26 protein-coding genes and 1 other RNA gene are annotated in these 24,528 nt (G+C 60.7%); 23 read left to right on the top strand and 4 right to left on the bottom strand.

The genetic code is table 11. The annotated features are described in order from the left end of the window. Positions 1-57: 57 nt before the first annotated feature. From NUV55_RS00760 to NUV55_RS00750, 3 genes are read right to left on the bottom strand one after another with little or no spacing between them, the layout of a single operon-like run. Positions 58-2,040, bottom strand: coding sequence for a DUF3488 and transglutaminase-like domain-containing protein (locus NUV55_RS00760; RefSeq protein ID WP_296669498.1), 1,983 nt, complete (start codon positions 2,038-2,040; stop codon positions 58-60). Beyond that, positions 2,037-2,942, bottom strand: a complete 906-nt coding sequence (locus NUV55_RS00755) for a DUF58 domain-containing protein (protein WP_296669496.1) — start codon at positions 2,940-2,942, stop codon at positions 2,037-2,039. Before NUV55_RS00755 ends, NUV55_RS00760 begins: the two co-directional genes overlap by 4 nt. Then, positions 2,942-3,892, bottom strand: coding sequence for an AAA family ATPase (locus NUV55_RS00750; protein ID WP_296669495.1), 951 nt, complete (start codon positions 3,890-3,892; stop codon positions 2,942-2,944). The genes NUV55_RS00755 and NUV55_RS00750 overlap by 1 nt, the downstream gene beginning before the upstream one ends. Before the next feature lie 201 nt (positions 3,893-4,093). Between NUV55_RS00750 and NUV55_RS00745 the strand changes: the two genes are divergently transcribed. The 6 genes from NUV55_RS00745 (at position 4,094) to NUV55_RS00725 (ending at position 9,862) form a co-directional block, all read left to right on the top strand. Further along, a complete protein-coding gene (locus NUV55_RS00745) occupies positions 4,094-4,492 on the top strand; it encodes a PAS domain S-box protein (protein WP_296669493.1) in 399 nt (132 codons plus the stop codon). Next, the gene (locus tag NUV55_RS13735; protein ID WP_367280309.1) at positions 4,461-4,601 is read left to right on the top strand and encodes an ATP-binding protein; all 141 of its coding nucleotides are present in this window, start codon (positions 4,461-4,463) and stop codon (positions 4,599-4,601) included. Before NUV55_RS00745 ends, NUV55_RS13735 begins: the two co-directional genes overlap by 32 nt. A 3-nt stretch (positions 4,602-4,604) precedes the next feature. Beyond that, the gene (locus NUV55_RS00740; protein WP_296669491.1) at positions 4,605-6,719 is read left to right on the top strand and encodes a transporter substrate-binding domain-containing protein; all 2,115 of its coding nucleotides are present in this window, start codon (positions 4,605-4,607) and stop codon (positions 6,717-6,719) included. Positions 6,720-6,754: 35 nt separating this feature from the next. Continuing rightward, positions 6,755-7,234, top strand: coding sequence for a response regulator (locus NUV55_RS00735; protein ID WP_296669490.1), 480 nt, complete (start codon positions 6,755-6,757; stop codon positions 7,232-7,234). A 40-nt stretch (positions 7,235-7,274) separates the two neighbouring features. Then, positions 7,275-9,149 carry a tRNA uridine-5-carboxymethylaminomethyl(34) synthesis enzyme MnmG gene (mnmG, locus tag NUV55_RS00730; protein WP_296669488.1) on the top strand — a complete coding sequence of 625 codons (1,875 nt, stop codon included), beginning with the start codon at positions 7,275-7,277 and terminating at the stop codon, positions 9,147-9,149. A gap of 77 nt (positions 9,150-9,226) precedes the next feature. Beyond that, the gene (locus NUV55_RS00725; RefSeq protein WP_296669487.1) at positions 9,227-9,862 is read left to right on the top strand and encodes a hypothetical protein; all 636 of its coding nucleotides are present in this window, start codon (positions 9,227-9,229) and stop codon (positions 9,860-9,862) included. 33 nt (positions 9,863-9,895) lie between these two features. Here the strand turns inward: NUV55_RS00725 and NUV55_RS00720 are convergent, their stop codons facing one another. Then, positions 9,896-10,372 (bottom strand): DUF2914 domain-containing protein, encoded by a 477-nt coding sequence (locus NUV55_RS00720; protein ID WP_296669486.1) that lies wholly within the window; start codon positions 10,370-10,372, stop codon positions 9,896-9,898. A gap of 135 nt (positions 10,373-10,507) precedes the next feature. On the opposite strand from NUV55_RS00720, the gene rsmG reads away from it, so the two are divergent. From rsmG to glmS, 17 genes are all read left to right on the top strand, one after another. Continuing rightward, on the top strand, positions 10,508-11,131 hold the full coding sequence (gene rsmG / locus NUV55_RS00715) for a 16S rRNA (guanine(527)-N(7))-methyltransferase RsmG (RefSeq protein ID WP_296669484.1): 624 nt from the start codon (positions 10,508-10,510) through the stop codon (positions 11,129-11,131). Positions 11,132-11,152: 21 nt separating this feature from the next. Further along, positions 11,153-11,929, top strand: coding sequence for a ParA family protein (locus tag NUV55_RS00710; RefSeq protein ID WP_296669483.1), 777 nt, complete (start codon positions 11,153-11,155; stop codon positions 11,927-11,929). A gap of 72 nt (positions 11,930-12,001) precedes the next feature. Next, a complete protein-coding gene (locus NUV55_RS00705; RefSeq protein WP_296669481.1) occupies positions 12,002-12,865 on the top strand; it encodes a ParB/RepB/Spo0J family partition protein in 864 nt (287 codons plus the stop codon). Between the two features lie 141 nt (positions 12,866-13,006). Next, positions 13,007-13,082: non-coding RNA, sX9 sRNA (locus tag NUV55_RS00700), on the top strand. Positions 13,083-13,182: 100 nt separating this feature from the next. Next, positions 13,183-13,623: a tetratricopeptide repeat protein gene (locus NUV55_RS00695; protein ID WP_296669480.1), complete on the top strand. Its 441-nt coding sequence runs from the start codon at positions 13,183-13,185 to the stop codon at positions 13,621-13,623. Between the two features lie 181 nt (positions 13,624-13,804). After that, complete coding sequence (locus NUV55_RS00690) at positions 13,805-14,155, top strand: hypothetical protein (RefSeq protein ID WP_296669478.1); 351 nt, start codon at positions 13,805-13,807, stop codon at positions 14,153-14,155. A 51-nt stretch (positions 14,156-14,206) separates the two neighbouring features. After that, entirely contained in the window at positions 14,207-15,070 is an 864-nt protein-coding gene (atpB, locus tag NUV55_RS00685) for a F0F1 ATP synthase subunit A (protein ID WP_296669477.1), read from the top strand. A gap of 71 nt (positions 15,071-15,141) precedes the next feature. Further along, positions 15,142-15,378 (top strand): F0F1 ATP synthase subunit C, encoded by a 237-nt coding sequence (gene atpE, locus NUV55_RS00680; RefSeq protein ID WP_296669475.1) that lies wholly within the window; start codon positions 15,142-15,144, stop codon positions 15,376-15,378. A gap of 24 nt (positions 15,379-15,402) precedes the next feature. Further along, on the top strand, positions 15,403-15,873 hold the full coding sequence (locus tag NUV55_RS00675) for a F0F1 ATP synthase subunit B (RefSeq protein ID WP_296669473.1): 471 nt from the start codon (positions 15,403-15,405) through the stop codon (positions 15,871-15,873). Between the two features lie 13 nt (positions 15,874-15,886). Further along, on the top strand, positions 15,887-16,423 hold the full coding sequence (locus NUV55_RS00670; RefSeq protein ID WP_296669471.1) for a F0F1 ATP synthase subunit delta: 537 nt from the start codon (positions 15,887-15,889) through the stop codon (positions 16,421-16,423). A 128-nt stretch (positions 16,424-16,551) separates the two neighbouring features. Further along, positions 16,552-18,093 (top strand): F0F1 ATP synthase subunit alpha, encoded by a 1,542-nt coding sequence (atpA, locus tag NUV55_RS00665; protein ID WP_296669470.1) that lies wholly within the window; start codon positions 16,552-16,554, stop codon positions 18,091-18,093. A 106-nt stretch (positions 18,094-18,199) separates the two neighbouring features. Continuing rightward, complete coding sequence (gene atpG, locus NUV55_RS00660) at positions 18,200-19,066, top strand: F0F1 ATP synthase subunit gamma (RefSeq protein WP_296669468.1); 867 nt, start codon at positions 18,200-18,202, stop codon at positions 19,064-19,066. Between the two features lie 26 nt (positions 19,067-19,092). Beyond that, the gene (gene atpD, locus NUV55_RS00655) at positions 19,093-20,469 is read left to right on the top strand and encodes a F0F1 ATP synthase subunit beta (RefSeq protein WP_296669466.1); all 1,377 of its coding nucleotides are present in this window, start codon (positions 19,093-19,095) and stop codon (positions 20,467-20,469) included. Positions 20,470-20,570: 101 nt separating this feature from the next. Continuing rightward, the gene (locus NUV55_RS00650) at positions 20,571-20,993 is read left to right on the top strand and encodes a F0F1 ATP synthase subunit epsilon (RefSeq protein ID WP_367280308.1); all 423 of its coding nucleotides are present in this window, start codon (positions 20,571-20,573) and stop codon (positions 20,991-20,993) included. Positions 20,994-21,021: 28 nt separating this feature from the next. Then, positions 21,022-21,507 carry a hypothetical protein gene (locus tag NUV55_RS00645; RefSeq protein WP_296669463.1) on the top strand — a complete coding sequence of 162 codons (486 nt, stop codon included), beginning with the start codon at positions 21,022-21,024 and terminating at the stop codon, positions 21,505-21,507. Between the two features lie 59 nt (positions 21,508-21,566). Continuing rightward, the gene (gene glmU / locus NUV55_RS00640; RefSeq protein WP_296669461.1) at positions 21,567-22,946 is read left to right on the top strand and encodes a bifunctional UDP-N-acetylglucosamine diphosphorylase/glucosamine-1-phosphate N-acetyltransferase GlmU; all 1,380 of its coding nucleotides are present in this window, start codon (positions 21,567-21,569) and stop codon (positions 22,944-22,946) included. A gap of 73 nt (positions 22,947-23,019) precedes the next feature. Further along, positions 23,020-24,528: glutamine--fructose-6-phosphate transaminase (isomerizing) (glmS, locus tag NUV55_RS00635; protein ID WP_296669460.1), on the top strand; the 1,509-nt coding region annotated here is incomplete at its 3' end.

Raw genomic sequence — 24,528 nt, 5'->3', positions numbered from 1 at the left:
TTACGGCGCTCTCACATTTCCTGCATCGGAAAGTGAAACAACAGAAGATAGTCCCCGTCACACCCTGAATGTCGCTACTTCACGCTTGAAGGCGCGCAGTTCGTCCGCACCGGTTGGTTGACCATAACGCACGCGCACATAATGTTCGGTGATCGCATCCATGCGATTCTTGAGGTCCGGCCTGCGATGTGCACATCGGTGCGCAAAGTCGATGGCGCCTTCGTGCGGCGCGCGCACCATGCCGGCACGCGCGAGCTGGCGGCAGAAGCGCAGATAAAGCGCCAGTGCCGGATCGACGGATTTTTTCGGGCGCAACAATAAGAACGCATAAACCAGCATGACCAGCAGTGCACCGACGAACAGCAGGCCGGTCAACCGGCTCCAGGAAATATCATCCAGCCCCAGTGACGTGAGAAACCGCTCTTGGCGCTCTTTGCCGTAGTCCACCACCCACCGATACCACGCAAGATTCGTGTAATCCCAGTACCAGCGCGTATGGCGCGCGATGAACTCGAACCAGCCCAAGGCCAGGGCCCGCTGCACCGCCTCGCTGGACAGGCTGCCCAGAGCGACGCCCTGTAATTCCAGGCGGCGTACGGCGTCGATCCCGAGTTCGATGCGTTCGGGGGCGATCGCCCCGGTCGGGTCCACGCGCACCCAGCCGCGCTCTGCCAGCCAGATCTCCGCCCAGGCATGGGCGTCGGACTGGCGCACGATCATATAATTGCCCGCGGTGTTAAGTTCGCCGCCGAGATAACCGACCACGACGCGGCTCGGAATGCCGGCGGCACGCATGAGTGCCACGAACGCCGAGGCATAGTGTTCGCAGAAACCGCGGCGCGTGTCGAACAGGAATTCATCCACCGGATCATCGCCCAGCAGCGGCGGGCTCAGGGTGTAGACGAAATTCTCGCGGCGGAAATAATCGAGCGCGGCCTGTGCTACCTGCAGTGGACCGCTACTTTCCTGCTGCCATTGTGCCGCCAGCGCGCGGACGCGCGGACCCAGGTTGCGCGGCAGGCTCAAGGCACCGGCATGTTCCGTCGCATCCAGCGCGCCGGTCCGATACCGGGTATAGGACGTCACAGAATAATTTAATCGCTCGCTGATCGGCGCGCGATGTTCCAGCGTGAAATCCGGATGATAGCGCGCGCCTTTGGGCCGGGTGGCCGGCAGGTCGAGCGCCGGCATCCACGGCTTGTTGCTAGCCTCGAGCGTGACTTGGTAGCTCACCGATTCATTGAGCGGAAAAAAAGATACCTCTTGTTTCGCCGCCTGCGTGGCATTGCGTTGCCAGCCGCGTCCGTCGAAATCCGTCAGCACCAGGCCGCGCCAGTAGAGCTCACGCAGCGGCGGTGGTGTGCCGTCGAAGCTGACGCGGAAAGCGATCTCGGAAGATTCGCTCAGATGGCGGATGCTGCCCGGCTGCATCGAGTCCGGCATGCCGGTGAGGCCGCTGTGGGCATCCGCGGGCAGGCCCCAGAGCGTGCCGCTGATGCGCGGGAACAACAGGTAGACGATGAGCATGAGCGGCACGGCCTTGGCCAGCATCGCTCCTGACAGTCGCAGTCGTCGCCACATGTCCAGGCCTGTGGGCTGTGTCAGATGCACCAACGCGGCCGTGCTCGCGGCCGTCGCGAACAAGGCCCAGCCGCCGAGCCAGAGCGATTGGCCGTAGAGAAAACTGCCGAGGATGATGAGGTAGAACACGAATAGGCCCACGAAAAAATCGCGCGCCGTTTTCAGCTCCAGAAATTTCAAACCCATCAGCGTGATCAGCAGCGCCATGCCGGGATCGCGCCCGAGCAGGGTGTGGAATTGCCGGAACACGGCCACCAGGAGCAGTAGCATCAGCCCGAAGCGGACCAAACCCCCCGGCCGGTACCACCGGAGGAACTCGATGCCATAACGCCAGACGCCGCCGAGGGCAAATACAGCGATGATCCAGGGCGGCAGTTCGAAGCTATGCGGCGCCACGGCCATGGCACCGGCCGCTATCAGGCTCAGCAGCACGCGCCGATCGACGGGCGCGGAATTCATGGTTTCAGTCCAAACAACGCGAGGCGTTTCAGACACTCGTGCTGATGCGGTTCGCCATTCGAAGGATTGAGCGTCTGTTCCGGCAAGCGCAATCCGTAGAGCATCCCATCGTGCTCGGCATCGAGCACCCAGCGCGTCAACACCGACAGGCGCGATTCCGCGTCGAGAACTTCGAGCGTGTCCCAATCGAGCCACACCGTGGCCTGATAGCCGGCCCCGAACTGTTTCACGCGCCAGGGCTCGCCGCGCGCCACCGCCTTCCAGTCCACGTGACGCGGCGAATCGCCCGGCTGGAATTCACGTGCGCCGATGTAATCATCGCCACCGGCCTTGATCCCTGTCGTGGATTCAAGTGATTCCTCTTCGCGGGGTTGTCGCGGTGTCGGGTCTGCCGGCCGCGGGTAAACGAGGCAAAAATGGTCAAGCGCTATACGGCGCGACCAGGAGTAGAGCAGGCCCAACGGAAATCGCGTGGTGACGGTTACCTCCGGCAGCATGAGCCAGCCGCGCTTCACGGCCGAAACGTTCAGGCTGACGTCGGCGGAGCTGCGCGCCGCTATGTCCACGCGTCCGATTTCTTTTTTGGCGTGCATGACCGCGACACCGAAACGCGGCGTGTCGCTGTCGTTCGTAATATGTATCTTGAATATCGCGACCTCCCCTGCAAACACCGGCGCACAGGCGCTGGCGCTGAGTCGCAGCCGGAACAGGTTGCGATGGGTGTAAAGCATGGACACCACGGCGAGCGAACCGAGCAGGAACGTCAGCGCGTAAGCCAGACCATTCCCGTAATTAATCGCCACCAGCAGTTGCACCATCAGCAACAGCGCGAACAACAGGCCGAATCGGGTCGGCAGCATGAACAGCTGGCGGCGCCCCAAAACAACTTCAGCGACGGACATCAGGGGATGGGAACGGATTCGAGCAGGCGCTTGATGTTGGCCGCGCGACCGCCGCCCGCTGGGCGCAGTCGATGGCCGATGACGGAGGGGGCAACGGCCTGCACGTCTTCCGGCAGCACCATGTCACGCCCCGTCAGCAGCGCCCAGGCCCGCGCCGCGGCCAGCAGTGAAAGGCCGGCACGCGGTGACAGACCCTCGGCGAATTCACCGGCGCGGCGCGTGGCATCCAGCAGGTTCTGCACGTAATCGAGGAGCGCATCGGCCACGTGCACGCGCGCGACCAATTGCTGCAGGCTGGCCAGCGTGTCAGCGCTGATCACCGGTTGCAGCAATTCGAGCAGCTCACGCCGGTCGCGACCCTTGAGCAGGGCGCGTTCGGCGGCGCGGTCGGGGTAGCCCATCTCGATGCGCATGAGAAAGCGATCGAGTTGTGACTCAGGCAGCGGAAATGTCCCGATCAGGTGATGCGGATTCTGCGTGGCGATCACGAAAAACGGATGCGGCAGTTTATGGGTCACGCCGTCGGCCGTGACCTGGCGCTCTTCCATGGCCTCAAGCAGCGCGCTCTGGGTCTTGGGGGTGGTGCGGTTTATTTCATCGGCCAGCACCAGTTGCGAAAAAACCGGTCCGGGATGAAAGACAAAGTCTTTGGAATCCGTCTGGTAAATGGACACGCCCAGAATATCCGCCGGCAGCAGATCGGCAGTGAACTGGATGCGCTGGAAATGCAGCCCCAGCACCTTGGCCAGCACATGGGCCAGGGTGGTTTTGCCGACCCCCGGGAGGTCCTCGATCAGCAAATGGCCGCGCGCCAGCAGACAGGCAATGGCGAGACGAATCTGGGGCTCTTTACCCAAAACCACTTCGCCGGCACGGTTAATCACCTGCACCAAATCGGTGCGTGGAGATTTTCCCGGATTTTTCAGTGGTTCAACGCCTGATATCGGCATGGTGCTGAATGGTTAACCCAATTGGGGGAAGACGAGACTGCACCTATCCGTGCAGCAAATTTCGGTTACATTAGACGAATGTAGACCATTACATGCCGGGCGTAATGGACTCAGACCCATATATAACCGCATAACCAACAAGCTGGATCTGTCTGTAGCCGCGGCACCGAACGCCCCACATGAGAAAGGGAGCGAGATCAGGTGCTACCAGAGTCTGACAATCCGTCACCGGAGGAATCGAACGGTCAGGACGACACGCTCGATGACGGGGTGATAGATCCCGTCTGGACGATATACTTCGACGGCCGGCCGCTGGAAGTCAATCGTGCCTTCGGGGGTTATACCCTGGAAGAATGGCGCTACGGCGGCAAGGCGTTTTACCAGCAGGTCTATACCCCGGAATCCTACCAGCGCCTGCGCGAGTTCACGCGCCAGATGCGCACCACACGCCGCCCACAGCACAACGTCGAGGTCGCTTTGCGTGCCAAGGATGGATCGCGGTTCTATATACCGCGAGCGCATCTTCGATCTGTTCCAGCGCGCCGATTCAAAGACCGAGGGTACCGGTGTGGGGCTCGCTATCGCGCGCCGTGTGATTGAGGTCCACGGCGGGCGCATGTGGGTGGATTCCGAAACTGGACAGGGCAGCACATTCTGGATCGAGCTGCCGGCTTCCGTGATTGTCAGCGCTGCTTCAAAATCTGCGTGAGCCATGCGTCCGTCACCCTTATTCATTAATCTTCTCCGGCTCTTGCCGGTGATTCTGTTTTGCCTGTTCGGAACAGCGGCGGCCGAGCCCCTCGCCACCGCGGAGCCGCTCGATGTGATTGCCGCCATCCCACGGAATTCGCCCCCGGAATATCAGCTCGATACCGCCGGACATCCAGGCGGATTTGCCATCGAGCTCATGGAGCTGATCGCACAGCGCGCCGGACTCAGGGTAACTTACCGCGTGGAGGACAACTGGGACGAAGCCATTCGTTCCTTGCGCGAAGGGCGCGCCGATTTGATTCCCAATCTGGGCGACACGGAAGCACGCCGGAAGGAGTTCGGTTTTTCCTCCTCCTTCGAGACCTTTCGCGTTTCCTTGTTCGTCCGTAACGATACTTTTGCGATTCGCGGTTTAACCGATCTCGCCGGGCGGCGGGTGGCCGTGGTTCGCGCCAATGTGGGCGAGACGTTGCTGAAACCGCGCCCGGAGATTCATCTCGAGAGCTATCCGGATTTTCCGGACGCACTGTTCGCGCTTTTGAGCGGCAACGTGGATGCGCTGGCTTATCCCGAACCCTGGACCTGGAATCGCGCGCGTGGCGCCAACGTCGCCGACCAGATCAAGGTGGTGGGTGAGCCGCTGGCCGAGCTTAAGCGCGCGCTCGCGGTTCGGGTGGACCAGCAGGTTTTGCTGGCGCGCATCGAGAAAGCTGTTCAGCAGGTGTTGGCCACGCCCGAATACCGGGCGATCTACGTTAAATGGCTGGGTGAGGCCCGACCGTTCTGGACGGTGCAGCGAATCGCGTGGGCCATGGGCTCGTTATTGCTCCTGACCGTCATGGGGATGGGTGCGTGGCGTTACCGAACAACGACGCGCGCCTACCGCGGCCTGAAGACAGCACTGGATGAGCAGGATCGCACCGAGGCCCGACGGCAGAGGGTTTTCGAGACGGCCTCGGTGTCGTTGTGGGAGCAAGACATCGCCGGGGTACGCCGCCTGATCGAATCACGCCGCGCCGAAGTTTTTGCAGGCTGGGGAAATTATTGCGATGAATACCCGGAACTGGTCGCGGAATGTGCGCGGGCGCTGAAAGTGCTGGATGTCAATCAGGCAACACTCCGGCTCTACGAGGCGGACTCCAGAGAAGAACTGCTGGGTTCGATTGAAATGATTTTCACCGATGGATCTTATGGCATTTTCAAACAGGAGCTGGTGGCCATCGCCGAAGGGCAGCGCCAGTTCACCACCGAGGCCATCAACCGGACCCTGCGCGGGAAAGAGATCAATATCCTGCTGTCTGTCTCGATTCCTCCCGCGGATTCGCCGGTACAGCGCATGGTGGTGGCGGTGCTCGATATTACCGAGCACAAGCAGGCCGAAAAAGAACGCGAGCGATTATTCCACGAGCTCGAACAACGCAACCGGGAAATGGAAAGTTTCGTTTATACCATCTCGCACGACCTGAAGAGCCCCCTCATCACCATCAGCGGTTTCGCCACGATGTTGGCCAGGGATCTCGAGCGCAACGACAAGGAACAGGGACGCGAGTCGATCATGGAAATCCAAAAAGCGACGCAGGGAATGCAGGATTTAATCGAGGACCTGTTGCTGCTGTCGCGCACCGGACAGGTTCAGGGCGAGCCGGAAGATGTCGATCTTCACGCAATCCTGGGCGACGTGCAGGCACGCTGTGCCAGCCACATCGAACGCGAGCGCGCCACCATCCGTGTTGTCTCCCAATTGCCGCGCCTGCATGTGGATCGCGTGCGCTTCGGCCAGGTGCTGCAAAATCTGCTCGACAATGGCGTGAAGTTCCACCGCAAGGGGGTGGACCCGGTGCTCGAAATTGGTGCAGAGCGGACCGACGGAGAGGCCCGACTCTACGTGCGCGACAACGGAATCGGTATAGAAAAACGATACCAGGAAAAGATTTTCGGGTTGTTCGAGCGACTGGATACGGGACGGGAAGGCACCGGAGTGGGGTTGACCATCGCCCGGCGCATCGTCGAACAACATGGCGGGCGCCTGTGGGTCGAATCCGAGCCCGGCCGGGGCAGCACTTTCTGGATATCGCTGCCCGATTCGGTTATCGTTGATGCTGGTGCTGGGGAATAACTTAGGGACATTCGTGCGCTGAGGTAATCATTCTGATGGACAAGCCAGCCAATAAATCCACGCTACCCATTCGCATCCTGTTGGTTGAGGACAACGACGCCCACACCAAATTGATCCTGCGCGCGATGCAGGAAGACCGCCTGGCCAATCCGGTGGATTGCGTGCGCGACGGCGAGGAGGCGCTCGATTACCTGTTCCGCCGCCGCGCCTTCGAAGACCCGTCCACGAGCCCGCGCCCGGACATGATCCTGCTGGATCTGAAACTGCCCAAAATCGACGGCCTTGAGGTGCTCAAGACTATCAAGGAAGACGAGAAGCTCAGGGACATCCCGGTGGTGGTGCTGACCAGTTCGACCGATGCGCGCGACGTCAGCATGGCCTATCGCCACTACGTCAACAGCTATATCTCGAAGCCGGTGGACTTCGACAAGTTCCGCCAGGTGGTGCAGGAACTCGATTACTACTGGACCATCTTCAACACTAAACCCGACCATAAGACTCACCGAGTCAAATAGGGTTTGTGATCGTCTGACCTTCCCTTCTGCCTGAACCACCATGTGGCACCCTGAAACATTTGATGTCATCGTCATCGGCGGCGGCCACGCCGGCACCGAGGCCGGAGCCGCGAGCGCGCGGCTGGGCGCACGCACGCTGCTGCTGACGCAGAACATCGAGACCCTCGGGCAGATGTCGTGCAACCCCGCCATCGGCGGGATCGGCAAGGGACATCTGGTGAAGGAGATCGACGCGCTCGGCGGTGTGATGGCGCGCGCCACCGACCGCGCTGGCATCCAGTTCCGCATGCTCAACGCGCGCAAGGGCCCGGCGGTGCGCGCCACGCGCGCGCAAGCCGACCGCACGCTGTACAGGGCGGCGATACGCGCGGCCTTGGAAAATCAGGACAAGCTCACGCTGTTTCAGCAGACGGTTGAAGACCTGATTGTCGAGAATGGGCGCGTCACCGGCGTGATCACGGCCATGGGCGTGAAATTCCGCGCGCGCGCCGTGGTGCTCACGACCGGCACCTTTCTTGGTGGCAAAATTCACATCGGACTTTCGAATTACCAGGGCGGGCGCGCCGGCGATCCGCCGTCGAATGCACTGGCCGCGCGCCTGCGCGAGTTGATGCCGAATGTCGGGCGTCTCAAAACCGGAACGCCGCCGCGGATTGATGGCCGCACGATTGATTACTCGACGCTCGTGGCGCAGCCGGGCGATGAACCGACGCCGGTTTTTTCCTTCATGGGCTCGCGTGAAGAGCATCCACGGCAGGTGAGCTGCCACATCACCTACACCAATGAACGCACGCACGCGGTAATCCGCGCCGGACTTGACCGCTCGCCGATGTACACCGGCGTGATCGAAGGCGTGGGTCCGCGCTACTGTCCCTCGGTCGAGGACAAGATCATGCGTTTCGCCGACAAGGACCGGCACCAGATTTTCATCGAGCCCGAAGGGCTCAACACGCACGAGATTTATCCCAACGGCATTTCCACCAGTCTGCCGTTTGATGTACAGCACGACCTCGTGCGCACGATTCAGGGTTTTGAAAACGCCGTGATCACGCGTCCGGGCTATGCCATCGAATACGATTATTTCGATCCGCGCGATTTGATGCCGACGCTCGAGACCAAGAGCCTGCCGGGATTGTTCTTCGCCGGCCAGATCAACGGCACCACCGGTTACGAAGAGGCCGCGGCACAGGGACTCATCGCCGGCATCAACGCCGCGCGTCAGGTGCAGGAAAAAGCATCGTGGTGGCCACGGCGTGATGAGGCTTATCTCGGCGTGATGATCGACGATCTCATCACGCGCGGCGTGACCGAGCCCTATCGCATGTTCACTTCGCGCGCGGAGTATCGCCTCGCGCTGCGCGAGGACAATGCCGATCTGCGCCTGACCGAGATTGGTCGCGGGCTTGGCTTGATTGACGACGCCCGTTGGCGGCGCTTCAGTGACAAGCGTGAAATGATCGCACGTGAACAGGAGCGCCTGAAAAAAACCTGGCTGCATCCGGAAGTATTGCCGATGGAAGATGTCGTTCGCGTGATTGGCCAGCCGCTGGCGCGTGCGGCCAGCCTGATGGAACTGCTGCGCCGGCCCGAGGTTACTTATGATGCGTTGATGTCCCTTCCCGGTTGCGGGGAAGCGGTCGCCGATGCCGAGGTGGCGCAACAGCTCGAAATCCAGGCTAAATATGCCGGTTATATCGAGCGCCAGTCGGAGGAAATCGAACTTCACCGCCGGCACGAGGAAACGGTATTGCCGCAGGATCTGGATTATCAGAATGTCCACGGGCTGTCGATTGAGGCGCGCCAAAAACTGGTGTCGCACCGGCCCGCCACGCTCGGCCAGGCCGGGCGCCTTTCAGGCATGACCCCGGCGGCCATCTCGCTGCTGCTGATACATCTGCGCCGCAAGCGCGCCTAGCATCACATCCGTTTTCACCGACTACAATTGGGAAGAAGTTGGCCCCAGGGACAGACTCGCGCACAGGAGGCGACACAATGCAGATCACCCCGGACAGCATGCTGTATTACCTGGTAGTGCTGCTGATCTTCGGCAATGTTTTTGCGCTGATTATCGGCGTGCTGATGCTGGCGGCACCGCAGCAGCTGGGCGCTCTCTTCAAGTTTTCCAATCGCTGGATTTCCACGCGCAAGATAACCAAGCCGCTGGCAAAGCCGCGTCCAACGGACCGCGCCATGTTGCGCTATCCGCGCGTGCTGGGTGCGATTCTGCTGGCGAGCGCGGCGCTGATTCTGATCAAGGGGACAATCTTTGTCACCGGCATGAGTGCCGCGGACGGCGGCAGGCTGTTGGCACGTCTCTACGGCGACGCAGATATTTCAAGCAGCGTGTGGGAAAGCCTGTGGATCAGCTTGATCGCCTTCATCGTTTTGGGGGCGCTGATAGCGATCGTGGTGGGGCTGATGTCGCTGTTCAAGCTTGGCAAGCTCAAGTACTGGGCCGAGTCCATCAATCGCTGGGTGTCCACGCGCCAGCTGACGAAGCCGCTCGACATTCCGCATTATCATCTGGACAAGCTGGTGGTGGCCCAACCCCGCGTATGGGGCGGCGTGATCACTGCGCTCGCGCTTTTTTCCGCCGTGGTGTTGTGGGTGTTCGTGCTCGGCGTCTGAGTTGACCGCCGCTGTAGGTTCGCTCTGCTCCGGTCAGGGCACCGGAGTGGTGGCCACGGAAGTGGGTGCTTCGGGTTTTTTCAGGTAAGTGAAGGTGTTGACGCTGAGGGTACCGCCCGCGGCATCGACCACGGAAACTTTCCAGTCGCCGATCCAGGACGGCATGAGTGTTTTCGTTGAATAGGCGCGCCAGCGCGATGTTCCCACCTTGATCGGTACTTCCAGGATGATCTTGCCGTTAAATTCCCACCGATGTGTGACCGTCTGCCCGGCCATGTCGTGGATCTCGGTGAAATAGACGATACGGATCTGGTTGTTGGTCAATACTGAAATGGTATCGACCGGTTCGAGGTCTTTGATGTCGCGGGTAAACTGCGAACGTGTCACGACGCCGGGAATCAACACCGCCGCTTTGGCTGATGCCTCGGGCAGCGCCGCTTCATCAGCGGCCTGTATTGGCAGGGACCCGCCGAGCATGGCCAAGCCAGGAAACAAATACCAAAATCTCATGGAATTCCTTTTCAAGACCGGTATTTGAAAAGCTTAGTGCAGGCCCCCACGAGCGCATAGCTAAAAAGGGATAGAGGGCTTAAATTGCAGGACGAAAGATGAAAATCGAATAGCCCGAGGAGGGGCAGGGAGGCCATGAAGCTCGAAAAACGCCTGCAACAGGGCCTGCGCGAGATGGGCCTCGAGCTGCCGCCGCCAGCCGAAACAAAGCTGCTGAATTTCCTCGAACTTCTCGAAAAGTGGAATAAGACCTATAACCTCACGGCCGTGCGCGACCCCGAACAGATGGTGCCGCGACATCTGCTCGACAGTCTATCGGTGTTGCCCTATCTGCACGGATTGCGGGTACTCGACATCGGCACCGGCGCCGGGTTGCCGGGCATTCCGCTGGCACTGGCGCGACCGGATCTTGAGTTCACCCTGCTCGACAGCAACGCCAAGAAGACCCGTTTTGCCACGCAGGCGTTGCACGAACTGGGTCTGAAAAACGTCGCCGTCGTGCAGGAGCGCGTGGAGAAATTCCATCCGACGGAAAAATTCGATACGCTGATTGCTCGCGCCTTCGCTTCCATTCCTGATATGCTGGCCGCGAGCCGACACCTATGTGCACCGAACGGCCGGTTCCTGGTTATGAAGGGCGTGTTCCCCCAAGAAGAGCTGGCGGCGGTCACGGACGGATACCGGGCCGAAGTGAAGCAGCTGACGATACCGGGCCTCGATGCCGCGCGACACATGGTCATCCTGGCGACAGTAAATTGACGCGGAAGGAGCAAGTGCCCGATGGGCAAGGTCGTAGCCATCACCAATCAGAAAGGCGGGGTCGGCAAGACCACCACGAGCATTAACCTCGCCGCCTCGCTGGCCAAGACGCGCCGGCGCGTGATGCTGATCGACATCGACCCGCAGGGCAACGCCACCATGGGCAGCGGCGTCAACAAACAGGCCAATCGTGTTACCACCTACGAAGTCCTGATCGGTCTGGAGCCGATCGAGGCCGCACGCGTGACGGTCGAGGGCGGTTACGACCTGGTGCCCGCCAACAGCCAGCTGTCCGGCGCCGAAGTGGAGCTGATCGAGCTGGAGCGTCGCGAACGCCGTCTGCGCGACGCGATCGAAAATGCACGCACGCAATACGATTACATATTGATAGATTGCCCGCCGGCGTTGAACCTGCTGACAGTCAATGCGCTGGTGGCAGCGCAATCGGTGATGATCCCGATGCAGTGCGAGTACTACGCGCTCGAAGGACTCACGGCCCTGCTCAACACGATTCGCAAAATTCGCGAAACGCTGAATCCACAGCTGGAGATCGAGGGACTGTTGCGCACCATGTACGATCCGCGTAACAATCTCGACAACGAAGTTTCGGCGCAGTTGAAACAGCACTTCGGCGACAAACTTTATCGCACTGTCATCCCGCGCAACATTCGTCTGGCGGAGGCACCGTCACACGGCATGCCGGTGATCGCCTATGACATGCAGTCCAAGGGCGCGCAGGCCTACCTGGCACTGGCCGGCGAGATGCTGCGCCGCGAAGAAGAAGTCGCGGCGGCTTGAGCAAGGTGCGGGGATGCTGCGGCGGCAAAAAGTAGCTTGAGAAAGTAATTATCAGGAGGGGATAAAAAGACCATGAGCGCGACCACCACCAGAAAACCACAGCGCCTCGGGCGCGGGCTCGACGCCCTGCTGGGCTCCTACGAGACGTCGAGCGAGAAAGACGAGCTGCGCCAGATTCCCATCGACCAGTTGCAACGCGGCAAATATCAGCCGCGCACACACATGAACCCTGAAGCGCTCGAAGAGCTCGCTGCCTCAATCAAGGTTCAAGGTGTGGTGCAACCGATCGTGGCGCGCCTGCTGTCCCCCGGCAGCTATGAAATCATTGCCGGCGAACGCCGCTGGCGCGCCGCACAACTGGCCGGGCTCGAATCGGTACCGGCCGTGGTGCGCAAGATCTCCGACGAGGCCGCCATCGCCATCGCGCTGATCGAAAACATCCAGCGCGAGAATCTGAGTCCGGTCGAGGAGGCCAACGCCTTCACGCGCCTGATCAACGAATTCCACATGACGCACCAACAAGTGGCCGAGGCCGTGGGCCGTTCACGCGCGGCCGTCACCAACTTGCTGCGCCTGCTGACGCTCAATGCCGACGTGCGTGAGCTGCTCGAAACCGGCAAAATGGACATGGGACACGCGCGCGCCCTGCTCGCCCTCGATGGCAAACACCAGAGCCAGGCGGCGCACCAGGTGGTGGATAAGGGCCTATCGGTACGCGAGACCGAAAATCTCGTGCGTCGGTTGCTGGCCAGCCCCGCCGGGCACAAATCCTCCGGCAGCCGCATGGACGCCGATACCCGTGCGCTGGCGCAGCGGCTTTCGGAAAAATTGGGCACCAAAGTACGCTTCCAGCACAGCGCCAAGGGCAAGGGCCGGCTGCTGATCGAATACAACACCCTGGAAGAGCTGGACGGCATTCTGGCCCATATCCGCTGAAGCCATCTCAAAACCTGCTGCGCGGCCGTGATCCGGGGTCGAGCGGTGCTTGGCCGCCTGCGGCGATCCGGCCCGTCGCTGGCAGGCGGCGGGCGCTGCGAGCGGGCGAAGCGGTGCTTCGCCTATTTCGCTCTCGCCCTCATGTACTGCCGTGTACACTCCGGTTCCTGCGCCCCGGTCTCCCCCGGCTGACGGCCGCTCGCGACGTTTTTGAGATGGCTTCTGGTCGTCGGAAACTCGGCCAGCGCCACTTGCTATCCCCTTGAAACGGCGTCTATAACTAGAAGAGACATTTCGGAACAGGCAAGGGAAGGCTGATGAAACCGGCAATCGTAATTTTGATCCTCGGCTTGAGCGCACCCCTTCTCGCGGGAGCGCAGGATTCACCGTCGCTCGAGCAGATGCACGCCGCCGCGGAACGCGGCAACGCCGACGCGCAGCTGGAAATGGGCATCCTCTACGAGTTCGGTTACAACATGCCGAAAAATCATGCCACCGCACTGGCCTGGTATTTGCGCGCCGCGGATCAGGGCAATGTGCTGGCGGCCAAGCGTCGTGACCAGATCAAGTCCGGCATGAAGCCGGAGGAGATTGATGCGGCGCAGAAGCTTTCGCAGGAACCGGCCGCGCAAAAATCACCGTCTACAGCAACATCTCCTCCGGCTGAACCGGCACCCGCACCCAGAGAGCCGGCACCCGCAGCGGAAGCCCCGCCGGCCGGCCTTCCGGACGTGGACAAACCTTCCGACAAGCCCTAGTTGACCGGCACGGGCGCTGGTGCGCCCAAACTCGGATAGTTCCCTTGTCACATCCGGCAATAACCGGATTCAGTCGGGCGATATTGACCCTCCTTGGGGCTGTCTTTATACTTCGCCGCCTTTGAAAAGGCCGTTTTTCCACCGTTTCCAGGGTTAAAACACGCTACCGCATGGTGCTCGCATGATCTTTGCCGCAGAACAGCTGCGCAAAGGGGTGCGCCGGGTCTTATTGTTCCAGGCCTTGCTGACGCTGCTGGTTGTCGCCGGCTTTGGTATTGCCCGCGGCCGGTACGATTTTTTGTCGGCACTGTATGGCGGCGCGGTAGCGATGTTGTTGAGCGGTTGGTTGGGTCGCGGTGTCTTGCGCTCTACCGGTCTGGGCTCTCTCTTTGCAAACGCGATCACGCGCTATGGCGCGGCGATGCTGTTTCTGGGTCTGGGGATGGGTGTGATCAGGCTGGCACCGTTGCCATTGATCGTGGCTTTCGCCGTGGCCCAGTTCGGGTTTCTGGCGGAGATGCGCAGCCGCTAATAGCGCTTGAAAACCGGATGAACAAATTTTGATTAGCGGGATAACCAAACCATGACGGGCGAAACGCTGACCTCGTCAGAATACATCAAGCATCATCTCCAGAACCTGACCTTCGGCCGGCTCCCCGATGGCACGTGGGGGCTCGCCCACAGCGCCGAGCAGGCCAAGGAAATGGGCTTCTGGTCGCTCAACCTCGACAGCCTCGGCATGTCGGTGTTGCTCGGTTTCCTGTTTATTTTCCTGTTCCGGACCGCCGCCAAACGTGCGACCAGCGGCGTTCCGGGTGGCCTGCAAAATTTCGTCGAGTGGATCGTGGAGTTCATTGACGGTACCGTGCGTGGTTCTTTCACCGGGCGTAACGCCCTGGTCGCACCACTGGCGCTCACCATTTTTGTATGGGTGTTTCTGATGAACTTCATGGACCTGTTGGCGATCGATCATGGTCCGGCAGCGGCGAAATCGGCCGGGCTGCATTTCTTCAAGCTGGTGCCGAGCACCGATCCGAACATCACTTTCGGCATGGCGCTGTCCGTGTTCGCGCTGGTGCTGTTCTACAGCGTCAAGATCAAAGGTATTGGCGGCTTTTTCGGCGAACTCACCATGCAGCCGTTCCAGGCGCAATCGCTGCCCATGAAGATCCTGTTCCTGCCGGTCAATCTGTTCCTCGAAACCGTGAATCTCATCGCCAAGCCGATATCGTTGTCACTGCGACTGTTCGGCAACATGTACGCGGGCGAGATGATTTTCATCCTGATTGCCGTCATGTACGGCGCGAGCTGGCTGCTCGGCTCCTTCGCCGCGCTGCTGCAGATTGGCTGGGCCATTTTTCATATCCTGATTATTACGCTGCAGGCGTTCATCTTCATGACGCTCACCATCGTCTATCTCGACATGGCGCATCAGGAGCATCATTAAGTGAAGGCACGCTTGTACAAAAATAGCCATTTTAGATTTTTTTAATTTTGCAATTTCGATAGGAGAAAACAATGGAACAATCCCTGCTGTATATCGCCGGCGCCATCATGATGGGCCTCGGCGCGCTCGGCGCCGCCATCGGCATCGGTATTCTCGGCGGTCGCTTTCTCGAAGGTGTGGCACGCCAGCCGGAACTGATCCCGACGCTGCGCACCCAATTCTTCATCGTCATGGGTTTGGTGGACGCGGTGCCGATGATCGCCGTCGGTATCTCCATGTACATCCTGTTCGCGGTTGTCGGTGGCTAACACCCGCTGCTACGGAGTAGAGGCATGAATATCACGGCAACCTTGATCGGGCAGTCCATCGCGTTTTTCCTGTTTGTTTGGTTCTGCATGAAGTTCATCTGGCCGCCGCTGACGCGCGCGCTCGATGACCGCAAGAAAAACATCGCCGACGGCCTGGCCGCCGGCGAGAAGGGCCGGCGCGAACTGGAGCTGGGCGAGAAGAAGGCGCTCGAAACCATCAAAAAGGCCAAGCAGGATGCCGCCGAGGTTATCGCGCTGGCTGATAAGCGCGCCTCCGAAATTGCGGACGAGGCCAAGGAAGCCGCCAAGGCCGAGGCCGATCGTATCGTCGCCGCCGCGCGTGCGGGCATCGAGCAGGAAGTGAACCGCGCGAAAGAACAGTTGCGCGTCGCCGTGTCCGAACTGGCCGTGGCGGGCGCCGCGCGCATCCTCGAAAAGGAAGTGGACGCCAAGGCCCACGCCAGGCTGCTCGAAACTGTGATTAAACAACTGTAGGAACAGCGCTGAAATGGCTGAAAAACAGACCCTCGCCCGCCCCTACGCCGAAGCCGTGTTCGAATTGGCGCAGGCGCGCAGCGCGCTGAAACCATGGTCCGAGATGCTGGCCCTGGTCACCGCGATCGCGGCCGATGAAAACATCCAGCGTCTCGCGAGCGACCCACGCGTGGACCGCGCGCGCTTTCGCGATCTGTTTTTGGACGTGTGTGGGAAACATTTGGACGAAGCAGGCGCGAATTTTGTCCGCCTGTTGGTGGAAAACCGCCGCCTGAACCTGCTGCCCGAGATCGTCGCGCAGTATGAGTCACTCAAAGCCGATGCCGAGGCACGCGTCGAAGTAACCGTGACCTCCGCGTTCACGCTGGAACCGGAACAACTGAAATCCCTCAGCGCGGCGCTGAAGCGCAAGCTGGGACGCGAAGTAATTATTACTGCGCAGTTAGACAAGACACTGATGGGCGGGATCGTGATCCGCGCCGGCGACCTCGTGATAGATGGCTCGGTGCGCGGACGGCTCGCGGACCTCGCCACCCACATGAGTTATTAGCAATGAATCTGGAACCACAGATGCACACAGATGAACACAGATTAAGAAACGATGAATTGATATTTATCTGTGTTTATCCGCATTCATCCGTGGTTAAAAAATTATTTTGACACTTTGGGGATGCACCCATGCAACTGAATCCATCCGAAATCAGCAGCCTGATCAAATCGCGCATCGAGAAATTCGAAGCCAAGGCCCAGGCCCGCACCGAAGGCACCGTGGTCGGGCTTACCGACGGCATCTGCCGTGTGCACGGCCTGTCCGACGTCATGCAGGGCGAGATGATCGAATTCCCCGGTAACACTTACGGCCTCGCCCTCAACCTCGAGCGCGACTCGGTGGGCGCGGTGATCATGGGCGAGTACACGCACATCACGGAAGGTGACACCGTCAAGTGCACCGGACGCATCATGGAAGTGCCGGTGGGCGACGAGCTCATCGGGCGTGTGGTGAATGCGCTGGGCGCGCCGGTCGACGGCCGCGGCCCCATCAAGACCAAGCAGTCTGCGCCGATCGAGAAAATTGCCCCGGGCGTGATTCAGCGCCAGTCGGTTTCGCAGCCGGTGCAGACCGGTCTGAAATCCATCGACTCGATGGTGCCGATCGGACGTGGCCAGCGCGAGCTCATCATCGGCGACCGCCAGACCGGCAAGACCGCGGTGGCGATCGACACCATCATCAACCAGAAGGGCACGGGCGTGGTCTGCATCTATGTCGCCATCGGCCAGAAGGCCTCGTCGGTGGCCGGCGTGGTGCGCAAGCTCGAAGAGCATGGCGCCATGGGCCACACCATCGTGGTGGCGGCGACCGCCGCCGAATCCGCCGCCATGCTCTACCTCGCGCCCTACGCCGGCTGTTCGATGGGCGAGCACTTCCGCGACAGCGGACGCGACGCGCTGATTATTTACGACGATCTTACCAAGCAGGCCTGGGCCTATCGCCAGATCTCGCTGCTGCTGCGCCGCCCGCCGGGCCGCGAAGCCTATCCGGGTGACGTGTTCTATCTGCATTCACGCCTGCTCGAGCGCGCTTCGCGCGTGAACGCCGAGCACGTCGCCAAGATCACCGGCGGCAAGGTCACGGGCAAGACCGGCTCGCTCACGGCCCTGCCGATCATTGAAACCCAGGCCGGCGACGTGTCGGCCTTCGTGCCGACCAACGTGATCTCGATCACCGACGGCCAGATTTACCTCGACACCGACCTGTTCAACGCCGGCATCCGGCCCGCGATCAACGCGGGGCTCTCGGTATCGCGCGTCGGCGGCGCGGCCCAGACCAAAATCGTCAAGAAGCTCGGCGGCGGCGTGCGCCTGGCGCTGGCGCAGTACCGCGAGCTCGCGGCCTTCGCCCAGTTTGCCTCCGACCTCGATGCCACCACGCGTAAGCAGCTTGACCGCGGCCAGCGCATCACTGAACTCATGAAGCAGCTGCAATATTCGCCCATGTCGGTGGCGCAGATGGCGGTGTCGCTGTTCGCCGTCAACGAGGGCTTCCTTGACGACGTGGACGTGAAGAAAGTGCGTGCCTTCGAGGACGCGCTGCAATCGCACCTGAAGTCGCAGCACGGCCCGCTGATGGAAAGCATCAACCAGAAGCCGGAGTACTCGGACGAGTTGGCGGCGCAACTGCGCAAGGTCATCACCGATTTCAAGACCAATCACACTTGGTAATCAAAAAGACAGTTATAAACTATGAGTGATGAGTGAAAAGTCAATAAAAGCTGCAATGACCACAACTCATCACTAATCACTTAAAACTTATCACTGACTTCATACGATGGCTGTCGGCAAAGAGATACGCAAGCAGATCAAGTCGATCCAGAACACGCAGAAGATCACGCGTGCGATGGAGATGGTTGCGGCCAGCAAGATGCGCAAGGCCCAGGAGCGCATGCAGGCGGCGCGCCCCTACGCCACCAAGATTCGCAACGTTATTACCCATCTGCATTACGCGCACCCCGAGTACAAGCATCCGTTTGTGGTTGAGCGCGAGGCCAAGCGCGTCGGCTTCATCGTCATCACCTCGGACCGCGGCCTGTGCGGCGGCCTCAATACCAATCTGCTGCGCGGCGTGCTGGCAACCATGAAAGAGTGGGCGCAGAAAAAAACCACCATTGAGATATGCACCATCGGCGGCAAGGGCTTCAATTTCATGAAGCGCCTCGGCTCCAACATCGTCTCACACACCTCGCACCTCGGCGACACGCCGCGCCTCGAAGACCTCATCGGCACGGTCAAGGTCATGCTGGACGCCTACACCAAGGGTGAGCTCGACCGCCTGTACCTGATCTACAACCAGTTCGTGAACACCATGTCGCAGAAACCCACGGTCGAACAATTGCTGCCGCTGCCGCCCTCGGAGTTGGAGGGCAAGCAGCTTGAGCACCACTGGGACTACCTCTACGAGCCGGACGCCAAGGATGTGCTGGACGACCTGCTGACGCGCTACATTGAATCGCTGGTGTACCACGGTGTGATCGAGAACATGGCGAGTGAGCAATCGGCGCGCATGGTGGCCATGAAATCGGCCAGCGACAACGCCGGCGGCCTGATCGACGAATTGAAGCTGCGCTACAACAAGGCGCGCCAGGCGGCGATCACGCAGGAAATCGCCGAGATCGTGGGCGGCGCCGCGGCGGTATAACGAATTTACTTTTGAGGCATTGAAAGATGGCTAACGGAAAAATTGTGCAAATCATTGGCGCGGTCGTGGACGTGGAATTTCCGCGCGAGTCGATGCCCAAGGTCTACGACGCGCTCACCCAGGCAAAGGCCGGATTGACGCTCGAGGTGCAGCAGCAGCTCGGCGACGGCGTGGTGCGCTGCATCGCCATGGGCACGACCGACGGCCTGCAACGCGGCCTCGACGTGGCCAATACCGGCGCGCCGATCCAGGTGCCGGTCGGCATCAAGACCCTGGGCCGCATCATGGACGTGCTCGGCAACCCCATCGATGAAAAGGGCCCGATCGGCGAAGAAAAACGCATGCCCATTCACCGCGCCGCGCCCACGTACGAGGATCAGGCCCCGAGCGCGGAACTGCTCGAGACCGGCATCAAGGTCATCGACCTCATCTGCCCGTTCGCCAAGGGCGGCAAGATCGGCCTGTTCGGCGGCGCTGGCGTGGGCAAGACCGTGAACATGATGGAGCTCATTCGCAACATCGCCATGGAGCATTCCGGTTATTCGGTGTTCGCCGGCGTCGGTGAGCGTACCCGCGAAGGCAATGACTTCTATCATGAAATGAAGGAAGGCGGCGTGCTCGACAAGGTGGCGCTGGTGTACGGACAAATGAACGAGCCGCCGGGCAACCGCCTGCGCGTGGCGCTCACCGGTCTGACCATCGCGGAAAATTTCCGCGATGAAGGTCGCGACGTGCTGATGTTCATCGACAACATCTACCGTTACACCCTGGCCGGTACCGAAGTCTCGGCGCTGCTGGGACGCATGCCCTCGGCCGTGGGTTATCAGCCAACGCTGGCCTACGAAATGGGCATCCTGCAGGAACGCATCACCTCCACGAAGAAGGGCTCGATCACCTCGGTGCAGGCGGTGTACGTACCCGCGGACGATCTGACCGATCCGTCGCCGGCGACGACCTTCTCGCATCTCGATGCCACGGTGGTGTTGTCGCGTCAGGTTGCCGAGCTCGGTATTTACCCGGCCGTGGATCCGCTGGATTCGACCAGCCGCCAAGTCGACCCCCACATCATCGGTGAGGAGCATTACCGCACCACGCGCGACGTGCAGGCCACGCTGCAGCGCTACAAGGAATTGCAGGACATCATCGCCATTCTGGGCATGGACGAACTGTCCGAAGACGACAAGCTCGCGGTATCGCGCGCGCGCAAAATTCAGCGCTTCCTGTCGCAGCCGTTTTTCGTGGCCGAGGTGTTCACCGGCACGCCCGGCAAGTTCGTGTCGCTCAAGGACACCATCCGCGGCTTCCGCGGCATCGTCGACGGCGAATACGACAGCTATCCGGAGCAGGCCTTCTACATGGTCGGTTCCATTGACGAAGTGGCCGAGAAAGCGAAGACTTTATAAGAGTGTTTACCGCAGAGGACGCAGAGTGCGTAGAGGTTTTAAAATTCTGAAATTCTCCGCGTTCTCCGCGCTCTCTGCGGTGAAAAATTAATTTCAAGATTATGACCATGACCATACACGTCGATATCGTTTCCGCCGAGAAGGAAATCTACTCCGGCACGGCGGAAATGGTGTTTGCCCCGCTCGTGACTGGCGAGGTTGGCATTCTGCCACGGCACGCGCCGCTGCTGGCGCGCATGAAGCCGGGCGAAGTACGTGTGCGCAGTGGTAATGAAGACCTGTCGTTCTATGTCTCCGGCGGTCTGCTGGAAGTGCAGCCGCACGTCGTTACCGTGCTGGCTGACACGGCGCAGCGCGCCCGCGACCTCGACGAGGCAGCCGCGCTCAAGGCCAAGGAACGCGCTGAGGAGGCGATGCGCAACCGCAAAACCGACATCGACTACGCCAAAGCCCAGGCCGAATTGGCCGAAGCTATCGCGCAGCTGCGCGCCATCCAGAAACTGCGCGAGCGCACCCGCAAGTAAGCGGTGTCCGTTCACCCCCCTTCCGTTTATGACCGCTGTCGTTGCCAAAAACAAAGTCATTTCCCTCATTTACGTCGTGCGCAATGAGAAGGGGGAAATGTTCGAGTATCGTGATCTGCCGATCGCCTACGTGCACGGCTCCGGCGCCGATCTGTTTCCCAAGATCGAACAGGCCCTGGAAGGACGCGTAGTCGGTGACCGCGTTTCGGTGCAAATGACTCCAGCCGATGCCTTCGGTGATCGTGATCCGAAGCTCAGCTTCACCGACGATATCGAAAGCGCGCCGCCCGAGCTGCGCCGCATCGGCGCCGAGTTCGAGGCGCAGAATGCCAAGGGCGAGAGCATCATGTTGACGGTGACGCGCATAGAGGGTGACAAGATCACGGTGGACGCCAACCACCCGCTGGCCGGCCAGATCGTCAGCTTCGAGGTGACGGTGAAGGATATTCGCGACGCCACCCCCGAGGAAATTCGCAACGGCCGCCCCGTCAGCGATCTGCCGATACTGCAGTAACCCCGCACGCCCGCCTATTTCCTATAGTTAACGGATATGATGAAGGCCACGCCCTGACCATGTCCGCCCCCCTCGAAATCGTCATCCTCGCCGCCGGTCAGGGCAAGCGCATGTATTCCGACATGCCCAAGGTGCTGCACGGCCTGGCGGGCAAACCGCTGCTGGGACATGTGCTCGATACGGCGCGCACCCTGAAACCGGCCGCAATCCACGTGGTTTACGGCCATGGCGGCGAGCAGGTGCGCGAGGCATTTCCAGAGTCCGGGATCAAATGGGCGCACCAGACCGAGCAAAAAGGCACCGGTCATGCCGTGGCCCAGGCCCTGCCCCAGGTCACCGAGCAGGCCACCGTGCTCGTGCTCTACGGCGATGTGCCCCTGATCCGCCCGCAGACCCTCCAGGAGTTGCTATCCGCCGCCGGCAACGGCCTGGCCTTGCTGACGGCCGAACTACCTGATCCTGCGGGCTACGGGCGCATCCTGCGCGACAAGGATGGCCAGGTGACCCGGATTGTGGAGAGCAAGGATGCCAGCCCCAAAGAGGCCGCCGTGCGCGAGGTCAACACCGGATTTTTGGCCGCCCCCGCGGGAAAACTCAGAAAATGGCTGGCCGGCCTCAAGAATCACAACGCCCAGGGCGAGTACTATCTGACTGATATAATTTCTCTGGCGGTGGCGGAAAAGGTGGCGATTGCCACCCGCGCCCCCCGCGACATCGCGGAAATCCTCGGGGTCAACAGCAAACCGGAACTCGCCCAGTTGGAGCGCATGCACCAAAAAAAGCAGGCGGAAAAGCTCATGCAGCAGGGTGTGACCCTGCGCGATCCCGCGCGCCTCGATGTGCGCGGTGAACTCATCTGTGGGCGCGACGTGGTGATCGACGTGAACGTCATCTTCGAGGGCAAGGTAACGCTCGGCGATCGGGTGCAGGTGGGCCCGAACAACGTCATCCGCGACAGCACTGTAGGGAGCGGCACGGTTATTCATCCCAATTGCGTGATCGAGCAGGCCGACATCGGCGCCGACTGCCGCATCGGCCCCTTCGCGCGCTTGCGTCCCGAGACGAAGCTGGCGGCGCACGTGCATGTCGGCAACTTTGTCGAGGTAAAAAAATCCGAGGTCGGCGAAGGCAGCAAAATGAATCACCTGAGCTACATCGGCGACACCACGATTGGCAGCGGCGTCAACATCGGTGCCGGCACCATCACCTGCAACTACGACGGCGCTAACAAACACCGCACCGTGATCGGTGACAATGTCTTCGTCGGTTCGAACACGGCGCTGGTGGCCCCGGTGACCGTGGGCGCGAATGCGACTATCGGTGCTGGTTCAGTGATAACCAAAGAAGCACCGGCCGGCGAGTTGACGCTCACGCGCGCGCCGCAGACGACCAAGCCCGGCTGGAAGCGGCCGGTAAAAAAAGTAAAAAGTGACAAGTGAAAAGTGAGAAGTTTATGAAAAGAATCCTTGCACTTATCACTACCCACTAATCATTTATAACTGGATTTAGAAAATGTGTGGCATTGTCGGCGCGGTCGCGCAGCGTAACGTGGTTCCGATCCTGATCGAGGGACTGAAGCGCCTCGAATACCGTGGTTACGACTCGGCCGGCCTTGCCGTGCTCGGCGATGGCAGCACGCAACGTTTGGATCGCGTACGCGCGATTGGCAAGGTCAAAGCGCTCGAGGAATCTATCCAGCAGCTTAAGACCGAGGGCCAGACCGGCATCGCTCACACCCGCTGGGCCACGCATGGCGTGCCGAGCGAGGACAACGCTCACCCGCATGTCAGCAACGGCGTCATCGCCGTGGTGCACAACGGCATCATCGAAAACCACGAAAAACTGCGGAAAAAGCTGCAAGAACTGGGTTACGAATTCACCTCCCAGACCGACACCGAAGTGGTCGCGCACCTCGTACATCACCATCTGAAGAAGCAGAAGGATTTATGCAAGGCAGCGATGGCCGCGATTAATGAACTTGAAGGAGCCTATGCGCTGGGGATCATCAGCCGCGACCAGCCGCACCGCCTAATAGCGGCGCGCAAGGGCAGCCCGCTGGTGGTCGGGGTTGGCATCGAGGAGCATTTCATCGGCTCCGACGTGTTGGCGCTGGCGCCGGTGACGCACAACGTGATTTATCTCGAGGAAGGCGATGTCGTCGACCTGCGCCGTACCGAGTACAGCATTTACGACGCGAGCGGCAAGAAGGTCGAACGCCCGGTGCGCGTGTCCGAGGCCTCGGCCGACGCCGTGGATCGCGGTCAGTATCGCAACTTCACCGAGAAGGAAATTTTCGAACAGCCGAAAGCGGTTTCCGACACCCTCGAAGGACGCCTCGGCAAGCATCGCATTCTCGAAGAGGCCTTCGGTGTCACCGCCGGACAGATCTTCGACAACACCAAGGCCGTGCAGATCATCGCCTGCGGCACCAGCTTTCACGCCGGATCGGTGGCTCGCTACTGGATCGAGAGCCTTGCCGGCTTGCCGTGCAACGTCGAGATTGCCAGCGAGTATCGCTACCGCAAGCACGTGGTGCAGCCCGACACGCTGGTGGTGACCATCTCGCAGTCGGGTGAAACCGCCGACACGCTGGCGGCGCTGCAACAGACCAAGAAACTCGGCTACGGCCATTCGCTGGCTATCTGTAACGTGCCGGAGAGTTCACTGGTGCGCGAATCGGAACTAACGCTGCTTACCCGCGCCGGCCCGGAAATTGGTGTCGCCTCGACCAAGGCCTTTGTCACCCAGCTCACCGCCCTGTTGCTGCTCACCATCGCGCTCGCGCGCCGGCACGGATTGACGGCCGAGAAGGAAAGGAGCTTGGTGGAAGAACTGGAACAATTGCCGGGGCGCATCCAGAAGGTGTTGGAGCTGAGCGAGGAAATTCGCCAGCTCTCCGAGCGTTTCGTGGACAAGCACCACGCATTGTTCCTGGGGCGCGGTGTGCACTATCCCATCGCCATGGAAGGCGCGCTCAAGCTCAAGGAAATCTCTTACATCCATGCCGAGGCCTACGCCGCC

This window comes from Sulfuricaulis sp. (assembly GCF_024653915.1).
GTDB lineage: Bacteria > Pseudomonadota > Gammaproteobacteria > Acidiferrobacterales > Sulfurifustaceae > Sulfuricaulis.
The sequence above is the reverse complement of the archived record's forward strand: the minus strand, read 5'-3'. Positions and strand labels throughout refer to the sequence as shown.

What these genes read in the sequence shown, in the direction of transcription:
- NUV55_RS00760 (WP_296669498.1), bottom strand. Translation starts at nt 2,040, where the DNA reads ATGAATTCCGCGCCCGTCGATCGGCGCGTGCTGCTGAGCCTGATAGCG.
- NUV55_RS00755 (WP_296669496.1), bottom strand. Translation starts at nt 2,942, where the DNA reads ATGTCCGTCGCTGAAGTTGTTTTGGGGCGCCGCCAGCTGTTCATGCTG.
- NUV55_RS00750 (WP_296669495.1), bottom strand. Translation starts at nt 3,892, where the DNA reads ATGCCGATATCAGGCGTTGAACCACTGAAAAATCCGGGAAAATCTCCA.
- NUV55_RS00740 (WP_296669491.1), top strand. Translation starts at nt 4,605, where the DNA reads ATGCGTCCGTCACCCTTATTCATTAATCTTCTCCGGCTCTTGCCGGTG.
- NUV55_RS00735 (WP_296669490.1), top strand. Translation starts at nt 6,755, where the DNA reads ATGGACAAGCCAGCCAATAAATCCACGCTACCCATTCGCATCCTGTTG.
- mnmG (WP_296669488.1), top strand. Translation starts at nt 7,275, where the DNA reads ATGTGGCACCCTGAAACATTTGATGTCATCGTCATCGGCGGCGGCCAC.
- NUV55_RS00725 (WP_296669487.1), top strand. Translation starts at nt 9,227, where the DNA reads ATGCAGATCACCCCGGACAGCATGCTGTATTACCTGGTAGTGCTGCTG.
- NUV55_RS00720 (WP_296669486.1), bottom strand. Translation starts at nt 10,372, where the DNA reads ATGAGATTTTGGTATTTGTTTCCTGGCTTGGCCATGCTCGGCGGGTCC.
- rsmG (WP_296669484.1), top strand. Translation starts at nt 10,508, where the DNA reads ATGAAGCTCGAAAAACGCCTGCAACAGGGCCTGCGCGAGATGGGCCTC.
- NUV55_RS00710 (WP_296669483.1), top strand. Translation starts at nt 11,153, where the DNA reads ATGGGCAAGGTCGTAGCCATCACCAATCAGAAAGGCGGGGTCGGCAAG.
- NUV55_RS00705 (WP_296669481.1), top strand. Translation starts at nt 12,002, where the DNA reads ATGAGCGCGACCACCACCAGAAAACCACAGCGCCTCGGGCGCGGGCTC.
- NUV55_RS00695 (WP_296669480.1), top strand. Translation starts at nt 13,183, where the DNA reads ATGAAACCGGCAATCGTAATTTTGATCCTCGGCTTGAGCGCACCCCTT.
- NUV55_RS00690 (WP_296669478.1), top strand. Translation starts at nt 13,805, where the DNA reads ATGATCTTTGCCGCAGAACAGCTGCGCAAAGGGGTGCGCCGGGTCTTA.
- atpB (WP_296669477.1), top strand. Translation starts at nt 14,207, where the DNA reads ATGACGGGCGAAACGCTGACCTCGTCAGAATACATCAAGCATCATCTC.
- atpE (WP_296669475.1), top strand. Translation starts at nt 15,142, where the DNA reads ATGGAACAATCCCTGCTGTATATCGCCGGCGCCATCATGATGGGCCTC.
- NUV55_RS00675 (WP_296669473.1), top strand. Translation starts at nt 15,403, where the DNA reads ATGAATATCACGGCAACCTTGATCGGGCAGTCCATCGCGTTTTTCCTG.
- NUV55_RS00670 (WP_296669471.1), top strand. Translation starts at nt 15,887, where the DNA reads ATGGCTGAAAAACAGACCCTCGCCCGCCCCTACGCCGAAGCCGTGTTC.
- atpA (WP_296669470.1), top strand. Translation starts at nt 16,552, where the DNA reads ATGCAACTGAATCCATCCGAAATCAGCAGCCTGATCAAATCGCGCATC.
- atpG (WP_296669468.1), top strand. Translation starts at nt 18,200, where the DNA reads ATGGCTGTCGGCAAAGAGATACGCAAGCAGATCAAGTCGATCCAGAAC.
- atpD (WP_296669466.1), top strand. Translation starts at nt 19,093, where the DNA reads ATGGCTAACGGAAAAATTGTGCAAATCATTGGCGCGGTCGTGGACGTG.
- NUV55_RS00650 (WP_367280308.1), top strand. Translation starts at nt 20,571, where the DNA reads ATGACCATGACCATACACGTCGATATCGTTTCCGCCGAGAAGGAAATC.
- NUV55_RS00645 (WP_296669463.1), top strand. Translation starts at nt 21,022, where the DNA reads ATGACCGCTGTCGTTGCCAAAAACAAAGTCATTTCCCTCATTTACGTC.
- glmU (WP_296669461.1), top strand. Translation starts at nt 21,567, where the DNA reads ATGTCCGCCCCCCTCGAAATCGTCATCCTCGCCGCCGGTCAGGGCAAG.